Below are 22092 nucleotides of genomic sequence, written 5' to 3'. Positions count from 1 at the left end.
CGCGGGCCTTCTGAGTTGGGATCGCGCTTGCAATCTCGAGCGCTCGCGGCCAGGATAGCTCTATGCCAGCCGCGAGGAGCGCTTTAAGACATTCAACCTGGCGTCGGGCATCCGGCATATGAGCGATGGCTTCGAGCGCAGCGGTGGCGCTCCAGCGCCCTTCTGGGGTGCCCTCCTGCACCAGTTTGGCCAGCAGCGCTGGCAGGAGGTTGCCATTGCGGCTGCGCAGGCTGGCGGTGATCAGGGCGCAACGCAATGCCAGCGCCAGGTTGCCGGTTTCCTCGGCGTGGCGCCACAACACCTCGAGGTCGCTCAGGTAGCCGGTGTCGCTGCCTTCGGCGGCGACGCGGGCAGCGTGCCAGGGCTGGAGCGCGCGCGCGCCGTCTGCCGTCGGCGCAATTTCAGTCAGCGCCTGTTGCAGCGTCTCCCACTCACCCGCCTCTCGCAGGTGCGTGACCCAAAACTGGCGCAGATAGACCGGGAGGGGGCGATGGCGGTTGGCATACCAGTCTTTGCCGTAAGCGATGAGCCGCTGTCGCAACTGTTCGCGATCGCGTGGCGGGTAGATCTGTTCCAGGAAGACTTCGCGCAGGCGTTGGTGGCTGAAGACGTAGGTGTGATCGCCGACAGTGATGATGAAGCGGGCAACCTGATCGTCGCGCACGGCATCAACGATCTCGCTCTGTTCGCGAAAGGTTTCCGGCGCCAGCGCCTGGAGATCGTCACTGCTGAGCGGTCCGTAGGCTGCGGCGCAGAGCGCGAGCAGTTCGCGAATGGACTGATCAGCCTTGCGTCGCTGGCGTAATGTGTCTACCCAATCTTTGAGAAACGCTTCCAGACCAGGCGGGCGTTGCGACAACGAGGCGGGGGTGATCTGTCCGCTGCGGAGCGCTTTGATCAGCAGGTTGCTGGTTAGCGGATCGCCTTCGCTGACACGGTAGAATTGCTCTATGAAAGACGGATCACCGTCCTGAACTACCCCGCTTTGCTTCAGCAGGCACTCAATCGCCTGCCGACTCAGTGCCTCCAGTTTGATCGGCATGACCAGGGCCTGATCCCAACCGAGATGGTGACACCAATCGTCGTAATTCATATCAGCGCGCTGCCGCGCTGCCGCGATGATCTTCAACCCCGGCTGCGGTGGCGCGGCGCACAGCGTTGCAACCCGCCAGCCGGTCGTCTCGTCCAGGCCATCGAGTACAATTATCAGAGGCTGCGCTTCTGGCGGAGGCTGACGGCGCAAATAGTCGGCGATCAGCGCCCGCAGCGCGGATGGAGTCTGTTCATACTGTCGAAACTGCTCCAGGTCATTGTGGAAATTAGCCAGCCCCTGCGCCAGCATACGCAGCGCCACCTGTTCGTCAGCGGTCTGGTAGCGAATGCTGATCGGCACGAAGATGATCTGACATTGCTGTTGCTGCGCCCGCGCGATCCAGTGGACGAGCAGCGCCGTTTTGCCCAGGCCGGTGGGAGCGACCAGGAGCGCAAAGGGGTGTTGCGGATCGGCGAGAAAAGCATCGAGCGCCGCCAGTTCAGCATCGCGCCCGCCGAAGATGGCGGTGTAGTGTTCGACGAGCGATCGCACCAGATTGCTGAGGTCAACCGTTAAGGGGCGCAAGATCTCTTGATAGATGGCCTGCGCTTGATGTCCAATCGCGATAGCCTTGCCGCTGGTATCGCCGGCGCGGATGTCTCCCTGGAGTGAGTTGTGCTGTTGTGTCATTGGACGGATCTCCCAAACCTGTATCGGGCGGTGATGGTGAGAATTGATTTGCGCTGCGCGCTTTTGAAACAATAGTGTATTGAGTTTAACAGATATGCGCAAGCGTCAGCGATGTGGCAGCGCGAGATTGCGCGTCTCTGAGCTGCCGGGGAGAAGCAGAGAGGGGCATATCCACGATGACTAACGCGGTTGAGATGAGAGGTGGGCGATCGGCGTGAATATGCTCGCGACGCCGATCTGGTCTGCTTTGTCAACCTCACCCTCTTGCCGAGGCGCTTGAATGGCCTTGCAGATCGATGCAAGGCCGCTGTGATACTTACTCGCTGCCGCTCTGCGACGCGCGGGCCTGCGCCTGATGGCCGATGGCGATGCCGGTACCGCTCACATTGCCGGTAGTGATGTTACCCACGATGTTGTTGTCGCCAGTGATGATGGGACTATTGGTAACGGAATCGCTAACATTAACATTGCGATCACCGATCTGCTGTAATGCCCACTGACTGCGATCCGGTTTCACCCAGCGCACTGCGGCGCGGTCGGGTAGGGTGTGGTCGGTTGGGAAGTCACCGGGTGAGGTTGCGCCGCGGTAGAGCGCGACCGGGCAGGGGCCAACTCCCTTGAGCGCGGTTAACTCTGGTTCCTGTGTTGCGCCGAATATCTGTTTCATTGCGGTGGGAACGTGTTGCTCAACCGCTTCGCGAACGGCGAAATAGAGATGGGTATAGAGATCGAAAATGCTGATATAGCCTGCCCGGCCACTTAGACCCTGCCCGCGCAGACCGTCGGTCAGGGCCTGGGCAAAGATGGTAAGGGGGCCAGGCCCAATGTATGCAACCTGCCCTTCGCGGCAGGCGGTGATGATGAACCGTCCGCTGCCGGTGGCGAGCGCTGCGCTGGCAACGTTCTGGGGCAGCGGTTGGCCTGTGAAGGGGCTGCCGCTCAGCACCGGCGAGAGTTCGCCGGCGTGGCAGGCATTGATCAGCAGGAAGAGCCGCCCGGCCTGAATGGCGCGCAGACGCTCGATCAGCTCCGTCTGGCTAATGGCCGTGCCATGGATAACTTCACGATTCTCGGTCATGCGGGTATCGTGAGTGGTCAACTGGTAGACTCGATCGGCGCTGTATTCGCCATGGCCACTGAAGAAGATGAATACTGTATCGGTGGATTGCGCGCGCTGCGCGAGGTTGTCGAGCGCGGCGAGGATGCTCTTGCGGGTGGCTTCGGTATCAGTGAGTAGCGTAACCTGCGGTTCCGGGTAGCCGCAGAAGCGGGGATCGCGCAATACGCTCGCTACTGCCTGCGCGTCAGCGACTGTGATCGGGACGTTTAAGCGCGGTTCGTGTTGGTAGGAACCGACCCCGATGACGAGCGCGTGGCCGTGGCTGAAGGGCATAGGATGGACTCCTGACGACAATCTGGCTTTTTGTTATGATTGTAGCATATGGCGAGGGTGAATGCTTTCCGGTTTCGTTCTGGTCCGCGCCTCGACTGATATTATTGACCTTATAGAACCCGCCGCGCGCTGGCATCGCCCGCTCGACGGGAAGATCAAAACCGTTCGCAGCACGCGCCGCGCTGGAACATGGTATGTCTGCTTTGCGTGTGCAGTCGCTGCCATCCCGCTGCCCACAACCGGGCGGGATGGCGGCGTGGGTGCTGCAACGGCGCGTTGCCCGCCGAACGACGGGCAGCGCGCGCAGGGGCAAGGCCGTCTTGCGCCTTCAGCGTCCTCGCGAGCGGATCGCCAATACCCGCACGGACTTCCTGAACAACCTGGCGCATCGGCTCATCGCGCGCGACGACCGTATCGCGCTTGACGACCTCCGCATCACGACCATGGCGCGGAACCGGCATCTGGCAACAAGGTAGCCCATACGGGCATGTCTTCGAGTCGTTTTCCCTCTCGGATCACTGGATTGATTGTGGCTGTGGACTCTCGCTTGATCGAGACCACAACGCCGCCATCACCATCCTGAACCGGGCTGGACAAGCCCGTTGGGGCATACGCTCGCCGGTGGGCGGGTTGCCCAAAGAAGCCGCGCCGTTGTAACGGCTGCGGAGTGTCACCGTCACCCGCATTCGAGCATTCATTGCCCGGCATTCGGCACCGGTAGTGCGTTACAATACGTTACAATTGGAAAAACGTTTAGTAAATAGCGCAGCAGCAACTAAACAAAGATTGTCCTCGACGATCACCGTTTTCTCTGCGCTTAACCGATCGGCAATTCCCTCTTCGACGCGACAATCAGCAATCTTCACCGGAATCAGCATCACCCTGCACACACATCCAAACCAACACTATGACAGCGTTCCATCTTCTTCGCTACCTCGCCGCAGGCGCTCTGGTTTTTGGCTGGTGGGTTTCGCTCTTTCTGCGTTCTCCCGCTGCGCGCGCTGCAACGGCACACTACGTGGCGCCGAACGGCGCAGATACCAATCCCGGCACGCTGACGCAGCCATTCCGCACCATTCAGAAGTGCGCCAGCGTGGCAGCGGCTGGCGATACCTGCGATATTCGGGCGGGAGTGTATCGCGAAACGGTGCGACCGGCAGCCAGTGGGGTGACCGGCGCGCCGATCACATTTCAACCGTACCAGAATGAACGGGTTGTTATCAGCGGCGCCGATGTTATCACCGGGCCGTGGACGTTGCACAGTGGTGCCATCTATCGCGCGACCGTCCCGTGGAGTCTCAATGTGCGCACTCCCAATCAGGTGACCGACAATCAGGTATGGGTTGATGGCATGATGATGCCGGTAGCGCGCTGGCCGAATATCCCGATCGATCGGGTGACCCGGCTGGCAAATGCCGACAAAGCGCGGGCCGACTCCGCTGAGGTGATTGACCAGTACAACGCTATCTACTACGATGCCGATCTGGCCGGGTTTGCCGATAACGCCTGGGCCGGCGCAAGGATCACTTTCGGGCCGGGGTACAACTGGAATACTGCGACCTGCGATGTGGTTGCCTCTTCGGCCAGCGCCCGATCCGCGCGGCTGCAGTGCAATCCCGATCCGGCTGCTTTCGGGACGCGCACCGACCTGAGCGGATGGGCGCGTCCGCAGGGGGGGAATTACTATTACCTGTGGGGTAAGTTGATGGCGCTGGACGCGCCAGGTGAGTGGTTCTACAACGAGAGCGATCAATCGCTGTACCTGTGGTTGCCCAACAGCGCTGCACCCACTGCGCATACCATTGAGATGAAGCGCCGTCTGTGGGCGTTTGATCTGACTGACCGCTCGCATATCGTCCTTGATGGCTTGAACATCTTCGCGGCGACAATCCGCACCAATGCGCAGTCGCATCATCTACTGTTGCAACGTCTCGACATGCGATTTCTGTGGCATTTTCAGCAGCTCTTGCCGATGTTCTGGACAAACGGTACATTCGGTATCGATCTGGCCGGCAACGACAATGTGTTGCGCGACAGTGTGCTGGCATATAGCGCGGCGGAGCTGCTCAGATTGACCGGTCAGCGCAATCTGGCCTACAACAACGTGTTGCGCGATGCTGGCTATGCGGGCGGCGCAGTTGGCGTGACCGGAAGAGCGACGGGGCAAAGTAATCCAGGTGGCGCAGACAGTAACCATCTCTTTCAGAACACGATCTTCAATGTTGCTCGCTCGGCGGTCGATCTCGGTCCCGGCTTCAACGTAACGCATAACGACATCTACCAGTCTCATCTCCAGGTCACCGATGGCGGTTCGGTGAATGGATGGGGGCTTGACGGCAAGGGATCAGTCGTTGCATACAACTGGGTGCATGACAATTGGGCTGAACTCGATCTCAACCTGAAATATTACGGCGGGCACGGCATCTATCTGGATGACGATACCTACAATTTCTATGTGTATCGCAATATTGTCTGGAATACTACGTCACCTGGTATTTTTACGTATGGTGTCAATGGCACTATCGTCACTTCAATGGCGGGCGCGCCAGCCAATCGTTTCGTGTATAACAACACCGTTGACGGTGAGATTAAAGCGGATGCAAAGTCGAATCTGAATGGGTTGCCTCAAAACCTCACCGGAACAGTGTTTATCAACAATATCGGCGCGAAGCTTGGGTTGTCGCATCCACAATTGACCGTTGATCGTAACTTTGCCGGCGATGCCGTCTTCGCAGACCGCGCTACGCGCAACTATGCGCTCCGTCCGTATTCGTCGGCGGTGGATGCCGGCGTCGATCTGGGTAGTCCGTTTATGGATCCGCCGGCGCAACCGATCAACGCTCCCGATCAGGGCGCGCTGGAACATGGGCGAACGCCTTGGGTGGCTGGCGCGCTGATTCGTCCTCAGGATTTGCCCGCGCTCGAGGTGAGCTGCCAGATTCAAGCCGATGGCGTGACCGCGCTGTGCGCAATCGAAAACCTGCCGCCTGGTCGCAAATTGCCGCTCGACTTCGCGCTGCGCATCGGTTCAGGTCTGCCATCATCAGCGTGCGTCAATCACGCCGACTACACCACGCATCGCGTTGCCGGTGAATGTGTGGTGAGCGCGGCTGGGTTGACTACGACTCAACCGGTAGCGATTCGCCTGGGGAATGGTGACTGGTATACGACCACCGCCTCGGTCTCGCCGCAGCCGTTGACGCTTCTCAGTGTCAATCCATCGACCACGTGGACATCAGGCGGCGCGCAACTGACGCTGACCGGACATCGCTTTGCGACCGGCGAGACTGGCTGGAAGCGGGAGATAACGATCGCGAATACCAGCGGGGCGCCGCTGTTCAACTACCCGGTTGCCATCACGCTCGACACAGCCAGTCTGATTGCTGACGGGAAGCTGCGCGCCGACTGCGGCGATCTGCGCTGGCACGACGAGGCCGGCTCGCTCGACTACTGGCTTGAACGTGGGTGTGGCACATCGGCAACGCGCGTGTGGGTGAAGATCCCCTATCTTCCCGTTGGTTCGCGTGACATAACGCTGACCTACGGCAATGCGCTGCGCGCCAGCGCCAGCAATGGGCAGCGAGTCTTTGCGTTCTTCGATGACTTTTCTGATGGTGTTCTGGCGCCGCACTGGTCAACTCCTGGCGGCAGCTCCTACACTATCACTGAGACGGGTGGGCAACTTCGTCTGAGTGGTCAGACCAACGCGACAAACCAGTATCAACCGGCCACCTTCTTCCTCCAAATGTGGATGTTGAATCTACCCTCAGATCTGGCGATTGATACGACCTTGAGCATTGTCACCGGTCCGGCAAGCTTCAAGGCTGGACTGGGGAGCGATCTCAATCTGGTAGGGATGTCAGCCAGCGGCAAGAACATTGCGTATTGGGCAAGCGGCTGGAACGTGGTCAGCGCCAGCGCCATCACCGGCGGTGTGGTGAGTGACTATGAATTCAGTATGGGTGTCAGCGGATCGCCGTTGCGCACCATTCGCTGGCGCGAAGGGGGTGATCTGAACACGGTGCGCGCAACCTGGTCAACGCTGACACCAACGCTGGGTATGTTCAGTTATGCGCCAGATGCAGTAGCAACCTTTGATGTTCGGTTTGATAATATTCGGATTCGGCCATTTGCGTTTCCGGAACCGACTGCATCTGTGGGGGCAGAGCAGACTACCGGGGTACGGGTGCTCATCGATGGAGCGCCTTGCGCCAATGTGACGGTGATTGACTCTACCCGCCTGACCTGCACAGCGCCGGCGCATCCAGCAGGGCCGGTTACCGTTACCGTGATCAATCCTGACAATGCCAGTAGTTCACTGTCTAATGCGCTCCTCTACATCGAAGCTCCGCCTAACCGGATTTTCGTGCCGGTCGTGCAGCGAAGTGCGAGTTGAGAACTCATAGCCTGAACAGTACCTTCAACCCGGTTGCAGATCGGCATAGCAGGAGTTGGATACCGTTGCTCTGATTGACTCTCAAGGCTTGCGATCCTTTGAGGCGACAGCGCCGCAAGACCAGCTTCAACGGGATTATCCTGCGCGCGATCGCACTCAGACGAAACGAGAGGCGCGCTGGTCGGAGCCATTGCGACAACGCTGGCAGGCGAAGCTCAATCAGGTGACGCCATGAATGGCGGGGTGAGAGTAACGCTTCGCTTCACCCTCACCCCGCGCTGCTAACCGTATCTCAGCGCATGATCAGCGGGAGATGTATCGTTGGCGGCGCGCCCTGCCCGACGCGCTCGATGGTGTAAGATTGACCGTTGGTGAAGCCCTCGGCAAGCGGCGTTCCGTTGAGATCGGTAATGCCCGTGCCCGATGATTTCACGTCCAGGCGGAGCGTGCTGCGCCCGCTGCCGGTGTTCACTACAACCGTATAGAACGCTGGGCCGCCGGTCACATCGATGACCTGCGAACCCCAAAGATTGCCGGTCGTCGTGAGTGTGAAATTGGATGGATCGACGCCTGTTACCGCTTTCGCAAAGGTAACGGTGAACGCGACGCTGGCTGCGCTGGTCGGGTTGGGTTCGGCGCGAGTGATGGCAACGACTATCGGCGCAGATGAAGTATCGAGTGGATCGAGCGGCACTGTTGCCTCGCCAGAGCCGTTCGCTCCCCAGCAGCCCAGGGTGCGATTGGGTTTCATAGCGCAGTTGTGAGCTGAGCCGGCGCTGACCTGCGTGACTGTTCCCAGGGTGAGAGGAATGCTTACCTGACCATATCTGTTATTTCCCTCACAACGGAGAACGCCATTAACGGTGACAACGCAGACATGCGTGCCGCCAACGCCGAGCTGAGTGATCGGGCCAACGTCGGCGAGCACATCGATCAATGAACCCCGAGGCAGGAACCAGCAGCGGAGCTGGTTATCACGTCAGATAGCGCAGGCAAAGTTATCTGGGCCAAAAAGCAGGGGAACATCGGTGGAGACATCGATCTGGCTGACCGGACCAAGATTGTTTGGGACGAGCGCCTCCCCCCCAACAGCGCGCAGTGCCATCGAGCGTAACTGCGCAGGTCGCGTTTCTTCCGGCACTGATCTGGCTCACCAGACCGAGATCTGCCGGCACCGCTGCCTGACCGAAAGCATTGTTGCCCCAACAGCGCGCGCGACTGTCTGTCTTCACGACACAGGTGTGTCTGACGCCGACGCTGACCTGCGTGACCGGGCCGAGATCGTTTGGCACGGTCGCCTGACCGTTAGCGTTATTACCCCCAGCAGCGCAGGGTACCATCGGTCTTGATGGCGCAGGTGTACCCACCGCCTGCGCTGAAGTAGCTTACCGGGCCGAGTGGTTCAGGGATCGTACTCTTGCGGAAGGCATTGTTCCCCCAGCAGCGCAGGGATCCATCAGTCTTGAACGCGCAGGTATGATTATTGCCGGCGCTGACCTGCGTGATTGGGCCGAGAGTCCGGCACGGTTGCCTGACCAGCCGTATTGTCGCCCCAGCAACGCAGGGGGCCATCGATCTTCACCGCGCAGGTATGATCGCTGACAGCGCTCACCTGGCTGACCGGTCCCAGGTTGGCAGGCACTGATGCCTGGCTGACCCAGTTGGCGCCCCAGCAACGCAGGATGCCATCGGTCTTCACCGCGCAGGTATGATTGCTGGCAGCGCTCACCTGACTGACCGGTCCCAGGTTGGCAGGCACTGATACCTGGACGTTCCAGTTGGCGCCCCAACAACGCAACGTGCCGTCGGCAAGCACAGCGCACGTATGACTTCCACCAGCGCTCACGCTCGTGACCACACCGAGATCCGGCGGCACTGTGCGTTGACCGCTGCCGTTTGCTCCCCAGCAGCGCAACGTGCCTGAGCTATCAACGGCGCAGGTGTGATAGGAGCCGGCGCCAACCTGCACGATTGGCCCCATGTCAACTGGCAGTGCGATCTGACCGTAGGAATTATCGCCCCAGCAGCGTAACGTATTGATACTGGTAACGGCACAGATGTGATTGCCGCCGGCGCTCAACTGGATAATCGGCCCGAGATCTTCGGGGATGGTTGCATTGGCGCCCCAGCAGTAGAGTTGACCGGCGCTGTTGATCACACACGTGTAATCGCCGCGCGCGATCACCTGAGGCGATATGGATTGCTGGAGTTCGGCGGTCTGATGGGGGCGAGAGATTGACTGAACAGCGCTGTGGCCAAAGGAAGCAACAACTGCTGAAGGCATGACTGCCAGGATAGCTACGGTGAACAGGATGACCAGCGCGAACGCGAAGCGTGTGATCGCAATGCGGATGGTGTTCCAGTGCATCGTCATTCTCCTTTCATGACCGGTTTCACCAGTAACAGCCCGGTATCTTGTGCAGGACATCATCGCCTGAGGCGCATACGCCTCGGCGCGTTCAGCGCTGCGCCGGATCTGTTTGGACAGATCAGCGTCAGATACGCTTTGAAGCGCGCAGCCAACCATGCCTGCCGTTCAGACAGGCAAGTTTCTGGCCCAATCCGGCCTGGAATGACCGGATTGGTTCGATTTGAGTAGTGAGCGGCGGGAATGTCGGGTGGGATGGATGGTCGGCGCCCTGCGTAGACTGAGCGCGACCGATTAGGGCGAAATGGGTATTGATGATCGCGCCTTCAGGATACATTGATGATGGCGCGTTACATTGCCGATACTCCTTACGGTCAGGGTGACCGGCATGCCGGTCACGCTACTCATTCCCGATGACCAGTGGTATTTCCTGCCCCAACGCATAGCTGTTGAGCCGGCTCGCGACCACAATCGCCCGATCGTACTGTTGGGCCTGCATCACGGCTACCCACGGGTGATGGTCGTAGGCGAGCGCCAGCCCTGTCATCAGCCAGTGAGGGAGTTTCCCGCTGATGATCACGCCTTGATCTGAGGCGAGGGCCGGTATCTCAAGTGACGGCATCGTCTCGTAATCGAGATAGGAATGCAATGATTTGAATTCTAACCAGGTTGCCGCCGGTTGTGGTCGAAGCTGCCATGTCAGCATTGTCATTGACGGCTGCGGACTGCACTCTGCCTTTGCCGGCGAGATCCAGCCTAAACGTGGATCGAACAGCGTAATGGGATGAGGAGCGGCATAGAGTGCCAGCGCAACATACAACCAGTTTGGGCCGCGGCCATAGATTGACAACGCGGTCGATGGCAGATACGTCAGCGCTTTAGTGAGATCGGTCGCCTGCCAGCGCGCGCCGGGGGTCATACCGATATTCTGCGCCAGTTGATCGAGATCGACCACCATCTCGGTTGGCGCCAGCGGAAAGAGGCGGTTGCGCAATTCATCAGCAGCGAAGGACATTAATCGCTCAAGTCGTCTAACCAATGCCTCTACCATCAGACCACCGGTACCTGTATACCGTTCCAGGCCGCCAATCTGACCGCGCAGCACCGGCCTTTCGGCTTCTATCCGATCGTCACCGTTGAGTACTGACTGCAACCTGGCGATCACCGACACACCGGCCCGTTCGGCAAAATCGTGCCATTCAGTCAGTCCTTCCGGAGTTGCAGACAGCAAGATCGCGTGCGTGCAATGCCGAAAGATCCGCTCTTGATCCGGGGTTGGGCGACCACCGACATCGACCAGCAACGGCAAATGCCGTTGCGCGATGTCACGACACACTCGATCGACGAACTCTGTACTGAACGCACCCTTCTGGCGCAGCAGACGCACCGTCTCGGGATGCGTCTCCTGGCTCCAGTCGCCTTCTCCGTCCGGGCATGCCCGTAGCACGTAGTGGGCGACCTGTCGTTGACGTAAATGCTGAGAGAGTAAATAGGTCAGCACCGATTTCCCACTGTGTGGTGGTCCGCCGATCATGATTGCCGGAAATGAATGCATAGTACTTTTCACTGTGCGATTAGATATGCTATGATCACATCATCTTGTGTAATAATTTTACAAGCTTTACACCAGGTTATGACAGATCATACCGGAGCTACCCTGATCGCTACGCTTGGCGGTCAGCCGCAGGTTGTTACCTTCGCTCTTGATGCCCTGCTGGAACGGGGTGAACCGATCCGCGAAGTCTACATTCTCCCGCTTAACCGCGACCGTGAACGCACGCGCCGGGCATGGCAGCGATTGCAGCAAGAGTTCATCGATGACCACTACCGCGGGCAACGCTGTCGATTGCGGCGTGTGACTGTCACCCGTGACGGTAGCGAACTCGACGATATTCGCACCGATGCCGATGTCAATGCTGTCTTTACTACCATCCGTAACCTGATCATCGATCTTAAGAAAGAGGAGCGACGACTCCATCTCTGTCTCAGTGGCGGACGCCGCATGATAGCGCTGCTGGCGGTTTCGGTTGCTTTCCTCTTTTGCGACCATCGCGATCAGGTCTGGCATATGTACACCCCCGACGAGACGCTCGAACGGGTCAAGGACGGCACGCAGATGCACCTCGCGCCGACCGACGGCTTCCGCTTGCTTAGCGTTCCGATCGTGCCGTGGGGCGAGTACCTCCCGGCGCTCCGCCAACTGGCCGATCCGACAGCGATCCGGCAACGCATCCCTGGCCTGGTATCGGGTGACGAGGCCCGCTGTCGGCAGGTCTGGGATCGGCTCACCGGTCGCCAACGCGACGTGCTGCGCGCCTTTGCGAAAGGTCTGCGTCCCGATCAAGTAGCCGATCATCTCTGTATCTCACTGAGCACCGTCAATTCGCACAAGACGGTTATTCTGAACGAATGTCGCATTGCCTGGGGGCTGACCGAGAGCGTTGATTACCGTTTCGTGCGGGAGCATTTCTCCGTTTTCATTGAGCAAGTGTAGTCAATTGTCGCCCTGTCGAGATCAGCAGGAGTGCTGAGTTTCTATCAGCAGTGGTGATGATGTGCGCGATGGAGCGTGATAGTACACTGGCGCTAACAGTGCCTGTTCTATGGGAGTGGAATGTGTTTGCCAGGGAGGAGGCGAATTGCTGGCTATACCCGCTACCTGGATTCGTTGATGAGTGGCGTCATACGATACGTTGAGGGGCAATCTATGATCAGATATCTCTTCCTGGTCACGCTCGGGCCGGTGCAAGAGTTCATCGCTGCGGCTCGCCGCACCCGGGATCTGTGGTTTGGCTCGTGGCTGTTGAGCGAACTGGCAAGGGTCGCGGCACAGCAGATTGAGCAGAGCGACGGGGCGCGGCTGATCTTCCCGGCAGCGCTGCCGGCCAGTGTCGCTGAGGCAAATGTGGCCAATAAGATCCTGGCAATCATTGCGACCGATCCGAAAACGCTGGGTGAGCATGTAGTTAGGGCAGTGCAGGATCGGCTGATGGCACTCTGGCAAGATGCGCGTGGGCGAATTAAAGGACCGATTAACGATGAGGCTGCACAGGCTCAGATCGGTGATTTACCGGAGGTCTACTGGGCAGCGGTAGAGCTGAAAGATGAGACTGACTATGTCCAGGCGCGCCGAAAGGTCGAGGCGCTCATGGCGGCGCGCAAAGCGACACGCGACTTTGCGCCGGTAACCTGGGGGAGCAATACGCCGAAATCGTCGATCGACGGTCTACGAGAGTCGGTTATTCCCGAAAGCGCTTATCCCAAGGGAAGAAATGACCCGCAGTATCAGCAGAAGATCGACGCTCTGTACGAGCAATACAAGGCTGGCCCGGCTGAGCGCCTCTCCGGGGTTGATCTGTTCAAACGCCACGCTCAACCGGTGGAACTGGCATTTGCCAGTACGTCGGATGTCGCTGTCCGACCGGTGTTACATCGGGTGGTCAGAAATGATCAGGCGCAGGCGCGCGCAGCCTGGGAGCAATATATCGAGACACTCGAATCCATTGCCCGTAAGCGTCTCGGTGAAGAGCGCACTGCTCGCAGGCATCCCATCATCGACCACTACGATGGTGGTCTGTTGCTGGAGAGCCGGTTGCATGAATTGATTAGCGAAGCCTCGGACAGGAGCGAAATGCGCGCGCAACGGGAGAAGGCGGGCAGGGCACTGGCTGAGCTGTACCGGCGCTGGGAAGCCGAGTCGCCCGATCCCTACTACGCTATCTTGCTTGCCGATGGCGATCGGATGGGAGCGACGATCGACCATCAATCTACCATCGACGGTCACATCGAGTTGTCGCGTCGCCTGTCGAAATTTGCGGCGCAGGCGCGCAGCATTGTCGAAGAGCACGAAGGCAGTCTGGTCTATGCTGGCGGGGATGATGTGCTGGCGTTTCTGCCACTGCATACCCTGCTCCGGTGCGCGCAAGAGTTGCATCGCCAGTTTGCGGCTGTGATCAATCCTGCCGGCGTCACTGTGCAGTTTACCGATGCCGAAGGACACGCGCCAACATTATCTGTGGGGATCGCGATTGTGCATCATCTGGAACCGCTAAGCGACGCGCTGGCAATGGCGCGCGCCGCCGAACGGGCGGCCAAGGCGGTAGCCGGCAAGAATGCGCTGGCGATTACGCTGAGCAAGCGTAGCGGCGCTGACGTTACTGTTCAAGGTCACTGGGGCGAGCTTGATCAACGTTTGCAACAATTCACAACGATGCATCGTCTCGATGTGTTGCCAGATGGAGCCGCATTTCAGTTGCGCGATCTGGTGGAACGCCTGACGCCAACGTTCGGGCAACCGACCTTACCCTCAGAGGCAGCTTTTGCCGAAGCTAAACGAATCATTGGCCGAAAGCAGCCGCGACGCGGGCAGGATGAGAAGCTGGCCGATGAGATCCGTGAGGCGCTCTTTGCCGCGCTAAACGCCCATAGTGGTAACGGTCATGCGCTTACGACAATCCGCGCGGTCGCTGAAGAGATGATTGTTGCCCGTTTACTGGCGCGAGCTGCCGATATAGCCGGAATGCCGCTGGCAGGAGGTGAGTATGCCAACCTGGATCATTGAGCCGCGTGATCCGCTCATCGCGCGCGATGGCCGTCCATTTGGGCCTGATCCGGGCGCGCGGGCGCGTTCGTTAAGTTTCCCTTTCCCGTCAACCGTCACCGGTGGCGCGCGCAAGCTGTACGGCTTGTCAGCCGATGGTGTGTTTGACACCGCGAAAGTGAACGATGTTCTGAAGATGGGGGTGCGCGGGCCGCTGCTGGCAATGTTGCGTGATGATGGTTCCTTCCAAGAGTGGTTGCTACCGGCGCCGGCAGATGCTCTTTTGCTGCGAGCCGAGGCAGCGAGCGCCGATCCACGCCGGTTGCAGCTTGTGCCTCTGCAATTACCAGACGGCAGTGTCTGTGCAATGCCGCGGGGTGGCGAGCCATACCTGGTCGGTCCGCGACGGATTGTCAACGAAAAACCGTTGGGTGCGCCGCCGCGGTTTTGGTACTGGTCAGCCCTGCTCACCTGGCTGGAGAAGCCTGCCGATGGCCCGTGCAGTCTTCAGGAGCTGGGCATCGGTGGTCTCTTGATGGAGAGTCGCACTCACGTCGCAATCGAACCGACCACCCAAACCGCTGAAGAGGGCCGTTTGTTTCAGACCAGCGGGCTGGAATTTACCGGGCCGGAGCGGAAACGTCTTGCGCTGATTATCGAAAGCGGTCACGAGTTTCCCCACTGGAGTGGCGGACTAGCGCCGCTCGGCGGCGAGCGAAGGCTGGTCGCCTGGCGGCAGATAAAACAGGATTTTCCCGCCTGTCCTCCTGAGGTGCGTCAGCAGATCATCAAAGACCGCGCATGTCGAGTGATCCTGTTGACGCCAGCGCACTTCACGCAAGGCTACCGACCGACCTGGTTGCTGGAAGCGCGTCACGGCGTGCAACCCACCCTCCAGGCGGCAGCCATAGCGCGGCCTCAGGTCGTCTCAGGCTGGGATCTCAACATCGGGAAACCGAAACCAACCCGCCGGCTAGCGCCGGCAGGCAGTGTCTACTTTCTCACGCTTACCGCATCCGATGATGAAGTGATTCAGCGATGGATCGATGCGATCTGGATGCAAAACATCAGCGACGCGCCCCAGGACCGGCTTGACGGTTTCGGTCTGGCCGCACTTGGCGTGTGGAATGGGAATCCTGTAAAGATGGAGGTGTCGTCATGAGCCGGAAACCACCGGTCAAAGAGCCATCAAAGCTAACATTGCGGCCAGCCGCTGAAATGATCACCGAAGTCCGTGAGTACAGCCTGATCACACCACTCTTCGGCGGTGGCATTGATCCGGCCAGCCCTGATCCGATCACCGTTGTGCGGGCTGCTGAAATTCGTGGCCAGCTCCGGTTTTGGTGGCGCGCTACTCGTGGCGGCCAGTTTGGTGCCGATCTGAAGGCACTGCGCGATGCTGAAGAGGCAATCTGGGGCGGACCGGCGCGCGAGGAGAACGGGAGATCGCTTGGGGGGCAGTCGTCGGTGCAGGTGGTGGTGAGGGATTGGAAGAATGGCACGCCTGATGTTCCTTTCGAGATGGCAGGCAATCGTCTTCAACCACGCGGAGGATCGGTCGTGCCCGCCTATGCCGCGTTTCCACTGCAGCCGGAGCGCGCAGCGCAGAGACCTGGATTACAGATCAAGCCGGTGTATAAAGATGTGCGTTTCACGCTGGTGATCACCTTTCCCAAAACATACCAAAACGATGTTGCGGCGGCGCTGTGGGCCTGGGAAACATTTGGGGGGATTGGCGCGCGTACCCGACGCGGCTTCGGGGCGTTGCGCCTTGAGAAGGTAAACGGAACCGCCGCGCAAAACCTGCCACCCTGTGATGACAGACAGTTCGGGCAATGGCTAACGGCACAGCTCAATCATCACGTCGCAGAGGGAGTCTGGCCAGCAGGTATTCCTCATCTCAACCGGCAGCTCCGCTTTAAAGTTGTGGTGGGTAACAGCGCCATCGATGTCTGGCATGAACTGATCAACCGCCTCCAGAGTTTCCGTCAACAGCGCCGGGGAATGAATGGCCGGCTGAACAGATATGGTCATAGCGATTGTCCAGAGCCGAACGCTATCCGTCTCCTTTTCAAACGACCACCACGCGGGCCGCATGCCAATCGCCGGATTCGCAAATTCCCGCGAGCCGCTTTTGGCCTGCCGATCGTTTTCCATATGCCGCACGATCCAGGTTTAGATGTCACCCTGGAGGGCGAGAATCTCAGCCGCCTCGCCAGTCCGCTCATTCTCAAACCGGTAGCCTGTCGTGACGGCAAGGCGATCGGGCTGGCAGTGATCCTAGAGGGTGTGCAACTCCCCGTGCCCCTCGTGCTGAAGCAGGACAATCGTTCAGTTCACGAGGTTCAGGCAACGTTGATCCAGGCGGAAGCATGCCAGATCCCACCGCTGAGAGTTCCACCGCCCAATGGTTGTCAGCCCGATGTTATTCAGGCATTTCTCGATCTGCTTTAGATTTGACGAGGTGGTTTTATGGCTACAACATACCTCTACTTCCTCCACGCGCTTTCGCCACTGCACGCCGGTACCGGGCAGGGTTCCGGAGTGATCGACCTGCCGATCGCGCGCGAGAAGGCAACCGGCATTCCCTACCTGCCCGGCTCGTCGGTGAAGGGAGTGCTGCGCGATAAGTCCGGTGACGAAGACGTAACGTATCTGCTGTTGGGCCAAAGACTGAGAATGCCAGCGAGTATGCCGGCTCGCTCCAGGTTGCCGATGCCAGGTTGCTGCTGTTACCGGTGCGCGCGCTGCGCGGCACCTTTGCCTGGGTAACGTCGCCCTACGTGTTGCGCCGCTTCGCGCGCGATGCTACGGATGCCGGACTGAGCGATCTGCCACCGATCCCAACAGTGGCCGATGAAGCGTGCGATGTTATTGAGCAGGCAGCAATTCGGGTTGAGTGGCAACGCAACGGTCAGCAGACCAGACGGGTGGTGCTCGAAGACCTCGATCTTCAGCCAGAACCGCAGTACGCAGCGCAGTGGGCAGCCTGGTTGAGTTCACGCATCTTCCCGCCGAACGATCAGGAATGGGCCGCTATGCTCGCGCCGCGCCTCTGCATCGTCGGCGACAATGTGTTCACCTTCCTGCTTTCGACCGCCATCGAGGTCATCGCCCGCAACCGGCTGAATGACAACAAAACGGTGGCCAAAGGCGCGCTCTGGTACGAAGAGGCGCTGCCTGCCGAGACAGTTCTTTATGGTCTGACCATCTTCGCTCCTACGGCAGAGGTGCGCAAACGTCATCAGAATGAAGCGGAACTGATCGAACGGCTAAATGATCTGGCGCAGCGTTCATTGCAGTTTGGTGGCAAGGCAACCGTTGGGAGAGGGTTGTGCCGCATGCGGCTGGTGAAGGGGAAGGAGAGAAGCTAACCATGCAAACACGCGAACAACGCTTTGCCGCCGAAGTATACCGGCTGGTTGCCGCGCGCAACGGTCAGTTCAACGAGAGCGACAAGAACAAGTACGGCTCGATGGCCCATAAGTTGCCAGTGCTGATCCGTTCAGCAGGACTGGCGCAGGCGCTGGAATTTGTCGCCACGCGCACCGATGCGCAGCGGGAGATTCTGCCTGATCTGGCGACGGCGCTTAAGTTTCGTGATGATCAGGCGTTGCGAACGGCGAGTCGCGAGGCCGATCTGGCCGAGTACATGTTGCTGACCGAGGAGGCGCTGGCGGCGCTGCTCTGGTTTAAGCGGTACGCGCAGTCGGTGCTTGGCGTTACCGCAGATGCGGAGGGAGGGAGCAATGCCTGAGTTTAGCGGACAACGACGTGTCCTGGAAGAGGTAACCGCAGATACCGGTTCTACCAATGCCAGCCTGTGGTTTGACCGCTATTTCAATGCGCGGCTCGATACCGAAGCGAAACGTACATTGATGGAGCAAACAGCCAAACTCGGCATTCCCGAGGAGTACCGAACATTTTACGATCGCTATCGGGCAGCCATTGATGAACAGGACGGTGTGCAGTGGGCGATTGCCGACGTTCAGGGGCGGCTGATTGTAGGGTTGGGCGACAAAGGTGTTGCCGAGACAGGTATTACGCTACATCATACCTACGGCGTGCCCTACATCCCCGGCAGCGCGCTCAAGGGGCTGGCATCCGCTTATGCCCATCTCAGGCTCGACGGCGCGGAGTGGCGCAAAGGCGGGATCGATCACACCATTCTATTTGGCACAACCGATACCAGCGGCTACATCACCTTTTTCGACGCGCTCTACATTCCCGGTTCGGCAGAACAGAACCGTCCACTTGCGCGCGATGTGGTGACCGGCCATCATCCGGAATACTATGTTGGCAATGAGCCGAAACCACCGGCAGATTGGGACAGCCCCAATCCGGTGCCATTCCTGACCGCCACCGGTCGCTATCTGATCGCAGTAGCCGGTCCTGAACGTTGGGCGCAGACTGCGCTGATGATTCTGGGCATGGCGCTCCGTGATCTGGGGATTGGCGCGAAGACTGCTGCCGGCTACGGACGGATGCGGTTACTGGATACGTATGGCAGGCCAATTCTGTTGCCTGATGAAGTCGGTAATGCAGATATTGCCTCTGGTGGCGCACCGGCTGAGCCGCCGCAAGTTATGTCGTTCCGCAAAGAGATCGCCCAGGCGCAAAAGCAAACGCTGGCGAACCTGGTGCCACGTCTGGAACAGCTCGCGATCGATCCCACATACAAACGGATGCTGGCCGAAGTGTTAATTGCCCGCGTCCGTGAATTGAAGATGAACACTGAGGGCAAAAAGTGGTATGAGCAGTTGCTGAGATTGCGGGAAGGTAACACCGGAGATAGTAACGGCTGAACTCTTACAGGAGCAACCATGGAAAAGAAAGCAATTTCATTCCTGGGTTACACAAGACCAGGCCAGTCCTATCGCGAGACCACCTATGTCTATCAAAATCGGGAATGCACCACAGCATTCATGGCCGAAGCGACCGCTCGTTTTTTTCAGTCTGAGATCAAGGAACTTCTTGTAGTAGTGACCGAGGAGGCTTATAAGCAAAACTTTGCCGATCTTGAACGTGCGGTAGCCGAGGTTGTCCCTATCCGTCCAATTCGTATCCCGTCGGGCCGAAATGAAGGCGAACTTTGGGATATATTTGCTGCAATCGCGAACGCAATCGAACCTGGTGATCGAATAATCTTCGATATTACGAATGGCTTTCGTTCGATTCCCGTGCTAGCGCTGCTTGTTGCTTCGTTTGTGCGTGTTGTTCGCAATGCTACCCTGGAACGGATGATTTACGGCGCTTATGATGCCACTGCAAACAATCGCACCCCTATCTTTGACCTGACTCCGCTGGTAACACTTCTTGATTGGACTTCAGCAACAGATGCTTTTCTACGCTATGGACGCGCTGATGTTCTGGTCAAACTTGCCGGAAATCAGGGATTGGCACCGACACTCCGCCAGCTTACCGATGCGTTGCAGACTTCACGACCTGCCGAGGTTATGAAAACGGCGGTCGAACTGGAGACAGCGATTAATGCCGGGCCTAAAACAGTACAACAGCAACCTTTCACTCTTCTGCTCGAACGTATCCATCAAGAGTATGGAGTTTTCGGCTTATCTGATCCGCATCAGCCAGCAAGGGCAAAAGAGGTGCTTCGTAAGCAACTGGCAATGATTAAGTGGTATATCGAAAAAGGCTTGTATGTCCAGGCGATTACCAGTTCCCGGGAGTGGCTCGTTTCGCTGGTAGTCTTCTATGATAATGGCGATCTGTTTGATAAGACAGCGCGTAATGAGGCAGAGGAGAAGCTCAACAGTCGAGTGCCTGCAAGCAATCAGCAACCAGAGTACGAGCAGATTCGCGATTTATGGAATGAAGTGAGAGAGGTTCGAAACTCACTGGCGCATGCTGGCATGTCACGCAATGCTCCTAAGTCTGGGACAGTGATCAAAAAAGTGAGAGAAACATGCAGTAAACTTGAACATTTGCTTGGATAAGTCTTTCAATCTATGCATAGACTCAGAATTGTTGGAAGGGCAGTGGTCTTTCAACAATTTCGGCTCACGGTAGAGCTTTCAATCTATGCATAGACTCAGAATTGTTGGAAGGGAAGAACGAATATGCTCCTCCTCAACTATTCCCACCCCCTCACAACCACCCAGCTCGAACAAGCCGAAGCACTCCTCGGCGAACGACCTGATGTACGCCAGATCGCAGTGCATATCGATCGCGGGCAGCCGCTGGCAGAAGTGGCGTGCCAGATTGCCGATGCTGCCGGGTTGAGTCCTGATGAGTGGCAGACGACTGCGCTGGTTGTCAACCCACCCGGTCTGTCACCACTGGCGCTCGCTCTGATCGCCGAAATTCACGGACGACGCGGCGATTTCCCGCCGATTCTCAATATTCGTCCGGTACCCGACTCGGTGCCGACGCGCTACGAAGTTGCCGAGATCGTCAATTTGACCGCGATCCGGCTGGCAGCGCGAGGGCGACGGTGAATGTATTGAGTATATGACACTGTGTAGCCCTGGTCGGCAGAAATAGAGCGCGGATAGCACGCGCCTGATGTGGTCTGACAAAAGTGGCCGGTGGGTTACAGATACCTGCCACTATGTACTGTCGCGCCCTTGTAAGTGAAGGGGAGAGGTGAAATCAGCGCCGAAACCTTGACATACAGTTCCTGGAAACAGGGTACAATAGGAATCACTGTTGGGATTAGCGATTACTATCTGAAACATCACTTGTGGGCAGCAGGTAAGGAGCGATTGCAGGCAGTTGTGGCACGAACCAGGTCTATCTCCAGGCACAGTTGAGAAATTGCGGAAGATGACCGCTGCCCGACAAGTAGTTGATCGCCGACGCCGTCAGCGCTGCGGTCTGGCGTGGAGGGAAGGCACTCGTGAACAACGCGGTAAGCTTTTTCACTGGACTGGTTATCGGGGTTGGTGGCACATTGGTCGCGCGCGATCTGGCGCCTGCGCTGGCGCCCCATGCTCGCGCGCTGGCCAAGCATAGCCTGAAGCTGGCAGTGCTTGGTTTTGAGCGTGGACGCGAAATGGCTGCGCTCGCCAGCGAAACGCTGAGCGACTTGCTGGCTGAGGTGCAGGCAGAGTTACAGCTCGAACGTCGTGGAACAGCGAGCAGTGAATAAATGAGCTGAGCGCGGATTGGTATTGCGACGATGCGCCACGGCAATACCGGCAAGCGCATCGCTTACACACAATACAGGGTAATGGTATGGTACCACAAGCCTACATCGTTCATCAAACTGGAGAACGGCTGCGACTGCGAATTCCGGCACGCAAGGGCGATGCCGGTTTTTTTATGCAGGTTGAGCGCGATCTTGCGGCTTTGCCGGGGGTAGCTTATGCCGAAGCCAATCCGCTGACTGCCAGTGTTTTGCTTCAGTATCACGGCGAGGTGAGTGAGCTGGCGACAATGGCAGCGACTGCTGGCCTGTTTACGCTGGTTCCTCCGGCGCCTCCCGGCGAGACAATACTGGATATTGTGACCGATCGGGTTGACCGCGCAGAGCAGTTTGTGCGGCGCGTTTCCAATGGTGTTATCGATCTAGACACCCTGGTGTTAGGTGTGCTGATTGGGGCGAGTGTAGTGCAGATTGCTCGCGGCCAGGTCTTTGGGCCGGCCAGTTCACTGCTCGCGACTGCCGCAACCTTGATCGCATCGCACCGCGCTCGACGGGCTGAACGTTAAA

20 protein-coding genes and 1 pseudogene are annotated in these 22092 nt (G+C 58.5%); 14 read left to right on the top strand and 7 right to left on the bottom strand.

The window, feature by feature from the left end:
• Both Q0650_RS11505 and Q0650_RS11500 read right to left on the bottom strand, forming a co-directional pair.
• Positions 1-1723, bottom strand: a 1723-nt coding sequence (locus tag Q0650_RS11505) for an AAA family ATPase (protein ID WP_298819084.1), incomplete at its 3' end; no start/stop codon positions are given.
• 316 nt (positions 1724-2039) lie between these two features.
• Positions 2040-3116: a caspase family protein gene (locus tag Q0650_RS11500; protein ID WP_298819082.1), complete on the bottom strand. Its 1077-nt coding sequence runs from the start codon at positions 3114-3116 to the stop codon at positions 2040-2042.
• Between the two features lie 194 nt (positions 3117-3310).
• Between Q0650_RS11500 and Q0650_RS11495 the strand changes: the two genes are divergently transcribed.
• Positions 3311-3592, top strand: coding sequence for a transposase (locus Q0650_RS11495; RefSeq protein WP_298819080.1), 282 nt, complete (start codon positions 3311-3313; stop codon positions 3590-3592).
• A gap of 431 nt (positions 3593-4023) precedes the next feature.
• Positions 4024-7512, top strand: a complete 3489-nt coding sequence (locus Q0650_RS11490; protein WP_298819078.1) for a DUF2341 domain-containing protein — start codon at positions 4024-4026, stop codon at positions 7510-7512.
• A gap of 292 nt (positions 7513-7804) precedes the next feature.
• On the opposite strand, the gene Q0650_RS11485 is transcribed toward Q0650_RS11490, so the two are convergent.
• From Q0650_RS11485 to Q0650_RS11475, 5 genes are all read right to left on the bottom strand, one after another.
• Complete coding sequence (locus tag Q0650_RS11485) at positions 7805-8440, bottom strand: hypothetical protein (RefSeq protein WP_298819076.1); 636 nt, start codon at positions 8438-8440, stop codon at positions 7805-7807.
• A gap of 70 nt (positions 8441-8510) precedes the next feature.
• Positions 8511-8852: a hypothetical protein gene (locus tag Q0650_RS18845; protein WP_367280816.1), complete on the bottom strand. Its 342-nt coding sequence runs from the start codon at positions 8850-8852 to the stop codon at positions 8511-8513.
• On the bottom strand, positions 8827-9084 hold the full coding sequence (locus Q0650_RS18840; protein WP_367280815.1) for a hypothetical protein: 258 nt from the start codon (positions 9082-9084) through the stop codon (positions 8827-8829). The genes Q0650_RS18845 and Q0650_RS18840 overlap by 26 nt, the downstream gene beginning before the upstream one ends.
• A complete protein-coding gene (locus Q0650_RS11480; protein ID WP_298819074.1) occupies positions 8993-9880 on the bottom strand; it encodes a hypothetical protein in 888 nt (295 codons plus the stop codon). The genes Q0650_RS18840 and Q0650_RS11480 overlap by 92 nt, the downstream gene beginning before the upstream one ends.
• A gap of 400 nt (positions 9881-10280) precedes the next feature.
• Positions 10281-11435, bottom strand: a complete 1155-nt coding sequence (locus tag Q0650_RS11475; RefSeq protein ID WP_298819072.1) for a CRISPR-associated protein Csx3 — start codon at positions 11433-11435, stop codon at positions 10281-10283.
• 78 nt (positions 11436-11513) lie between these two features.
• Between Q0650_RS11475 and Q0650_RS11470 the strand changes: the two genes are divergently transcribed.
• The 12 genes and pseudogenes from Q0650_RS11470 (at position 11514) to Q0650_RS11415 (ending at position 22091) form a co-directional block, all read left to right on the top strand.
• On the top strand, positions 11514-12374 hold the full coding sequence (locus Q0650_RS11470) for a CRISPR-associated ring nuclease (RefSeq protein WP_298819070.1): 861 nt from the start codon (positions 11514-11516) through the stop codon (positions 12372-12374).
• Between the two features lie 213 nt (positions 12375-12587).
• Positions 12588-14441 carry a type III-B CRISPR-associated protein Cas10/Cmr2 gene (cas10, locus tag Q0650_RS11465; RefSeq protein WP_298819068.1) on the top strand — a complete coding sequence of 618 codons (1854 nt, stop codon included), beginning with the start codon at positions 12588-12590 and terminating at the stop codon, positions 14439-14441.
• Positions 14422-15582: a type III-B CRISPR module-associated protein Cmr3 gene (locus Q0650_RS11460; RefSeq protein ID WP_298819066.1), complete on the top strand. Its 1161-nt coding sequence runs from the start codon at positions 14422-14424 to the stop codon at positions 15580-15582. Before cas10 ends, Q0650_RS11460 begins: the two co-directional genes overlap by 20 nt.
• Complete coding sequence (gene cmr1 / locus Q0650_RS11455; protein ID WP_298819064.1) at positions 15579-16874, top strand: type III-B CRISPR module RAMP protein Cmr1; 1296 nt, start codon at positions 15579-15581, stop codon at positions 16872-16874. The genes Q0650_RS11460 and cmr1 overlap by 4 nt, the downstream gene beginning before the upstream one ends.
• A gap of 18 nt (positions 16875-16892) precedes the next feature.
• On the top strand, positions 16893-17192 hold the full coding sequence (locus Q0650_RS11450) for an RAMP superfamily CRISPR-associated protein (RefSeq protein ID WP_298819062.1): 300 nt from the start codon (positions 16893-16895) through the stop codon (positions 17190-17192).
• Positions 17129-17794 (top strand): annotated as a pseudogene (gene cmr4 / locus Q0650_RS11445) (type III-B CRISPR module RAMP protein Cmr4); the annotation flags it as partial. The gene Q0650_RS11450 and the pseudogene cmr4, both read left to right, overlap by 64 nt.
• A gap of 2 nt (positions 17795-17796) precedes the next feature.
• Positions 17797-18177 carry a type III-B CRISPR module-associated protein Cmr5 gene (locus tag Q0650_RS11440; RefSeq protein ID WP_298819060.1) on the top strand — a complete coding sequence of 127 codons (381 nt, stop codon included), beginning with the start codon at positions 17797-17799 and terminating at the stop codon, positions 18175-18177.
• The gene (gene cmr6 / locus Q0650_RS11435) at positions 18170-19225 is read left to right on the top strand and encodes a type III-B CRISPR module RAMP protein Cmr6 (RefSeq protein WP_298819058.1); all 1056 of its coding nucleotides are present in this window, start codon (positions 18170-18172) and stop codon (positions 19223-19225) included. Before Q0650_RS11440 ends, cmr6 begins: the two co-directional genes overlap by 8 nt.
• A gap of 18 nt (positions 19226-19243) precedes the next feature.
• Complete coding sequence (gene csx2 / locus Q0650_RS11430) at positions 19244-20374, top strand: TIGR02221 family CRISPR-associated protein (protein WP_298819056.1); 1131 nt, start codon at positions 19244-19246, stop codon at positions 20372-20374.
• A 123-nt stretch (positions 20375-20497) separates the two neighbouring features.
• Entirely contained in the window at positions 20498-20875 is a 378-nt protein-coding gene (gene csx15, locus Q0650_RS11425) for a CRISPR-associated protein Csx15 (protein ID WP_298819055.1), read from the top strand.
• A gap of 401 nt (positions 20876-21276) precedes the next feature.
• The gene (locus tag Q0650_RS11420; RefSeq protein WP_298819053.1) at positions 21277-21528 is read left to right on the top strand and encodes a DUF5132 domain-containing protein; all 252 of its coding nucleotides are present in this window, start codon (positions 21277-21279) and stop codon (positions 21526-21528) included.
• A gap of 86 nt (positions 21529-21614) precedes the next feature.
• The gene (locus tag Q0650_RS11415; RefSeq protein ID WP_298819051.1) at positions 21615-22091 is read left to right on the top strand and encodes an HMA2 domain-containing protein; all 477 of its coding nucleotides are present in this window, start codon (positions 21615-21617) and stop codon (positions 22089-22091) included.
• Position 22092: the final 1 nt, after the last annotated feature.

Source organism: uncultured Chloroflexus sp. (assembly GCF_937129525.1).
Classification (GTDB): domain Bacteria; phylum Chloroflexota; class Chloroflexia; order Chloroflexales; family Chloroflexaceae; genus Chloroflexus.
The sequence above is the reverse complement of the archived record's forward strand: the minus strand, read 5'-3'. Positions and strand labels throughout refer to the sequence as shown.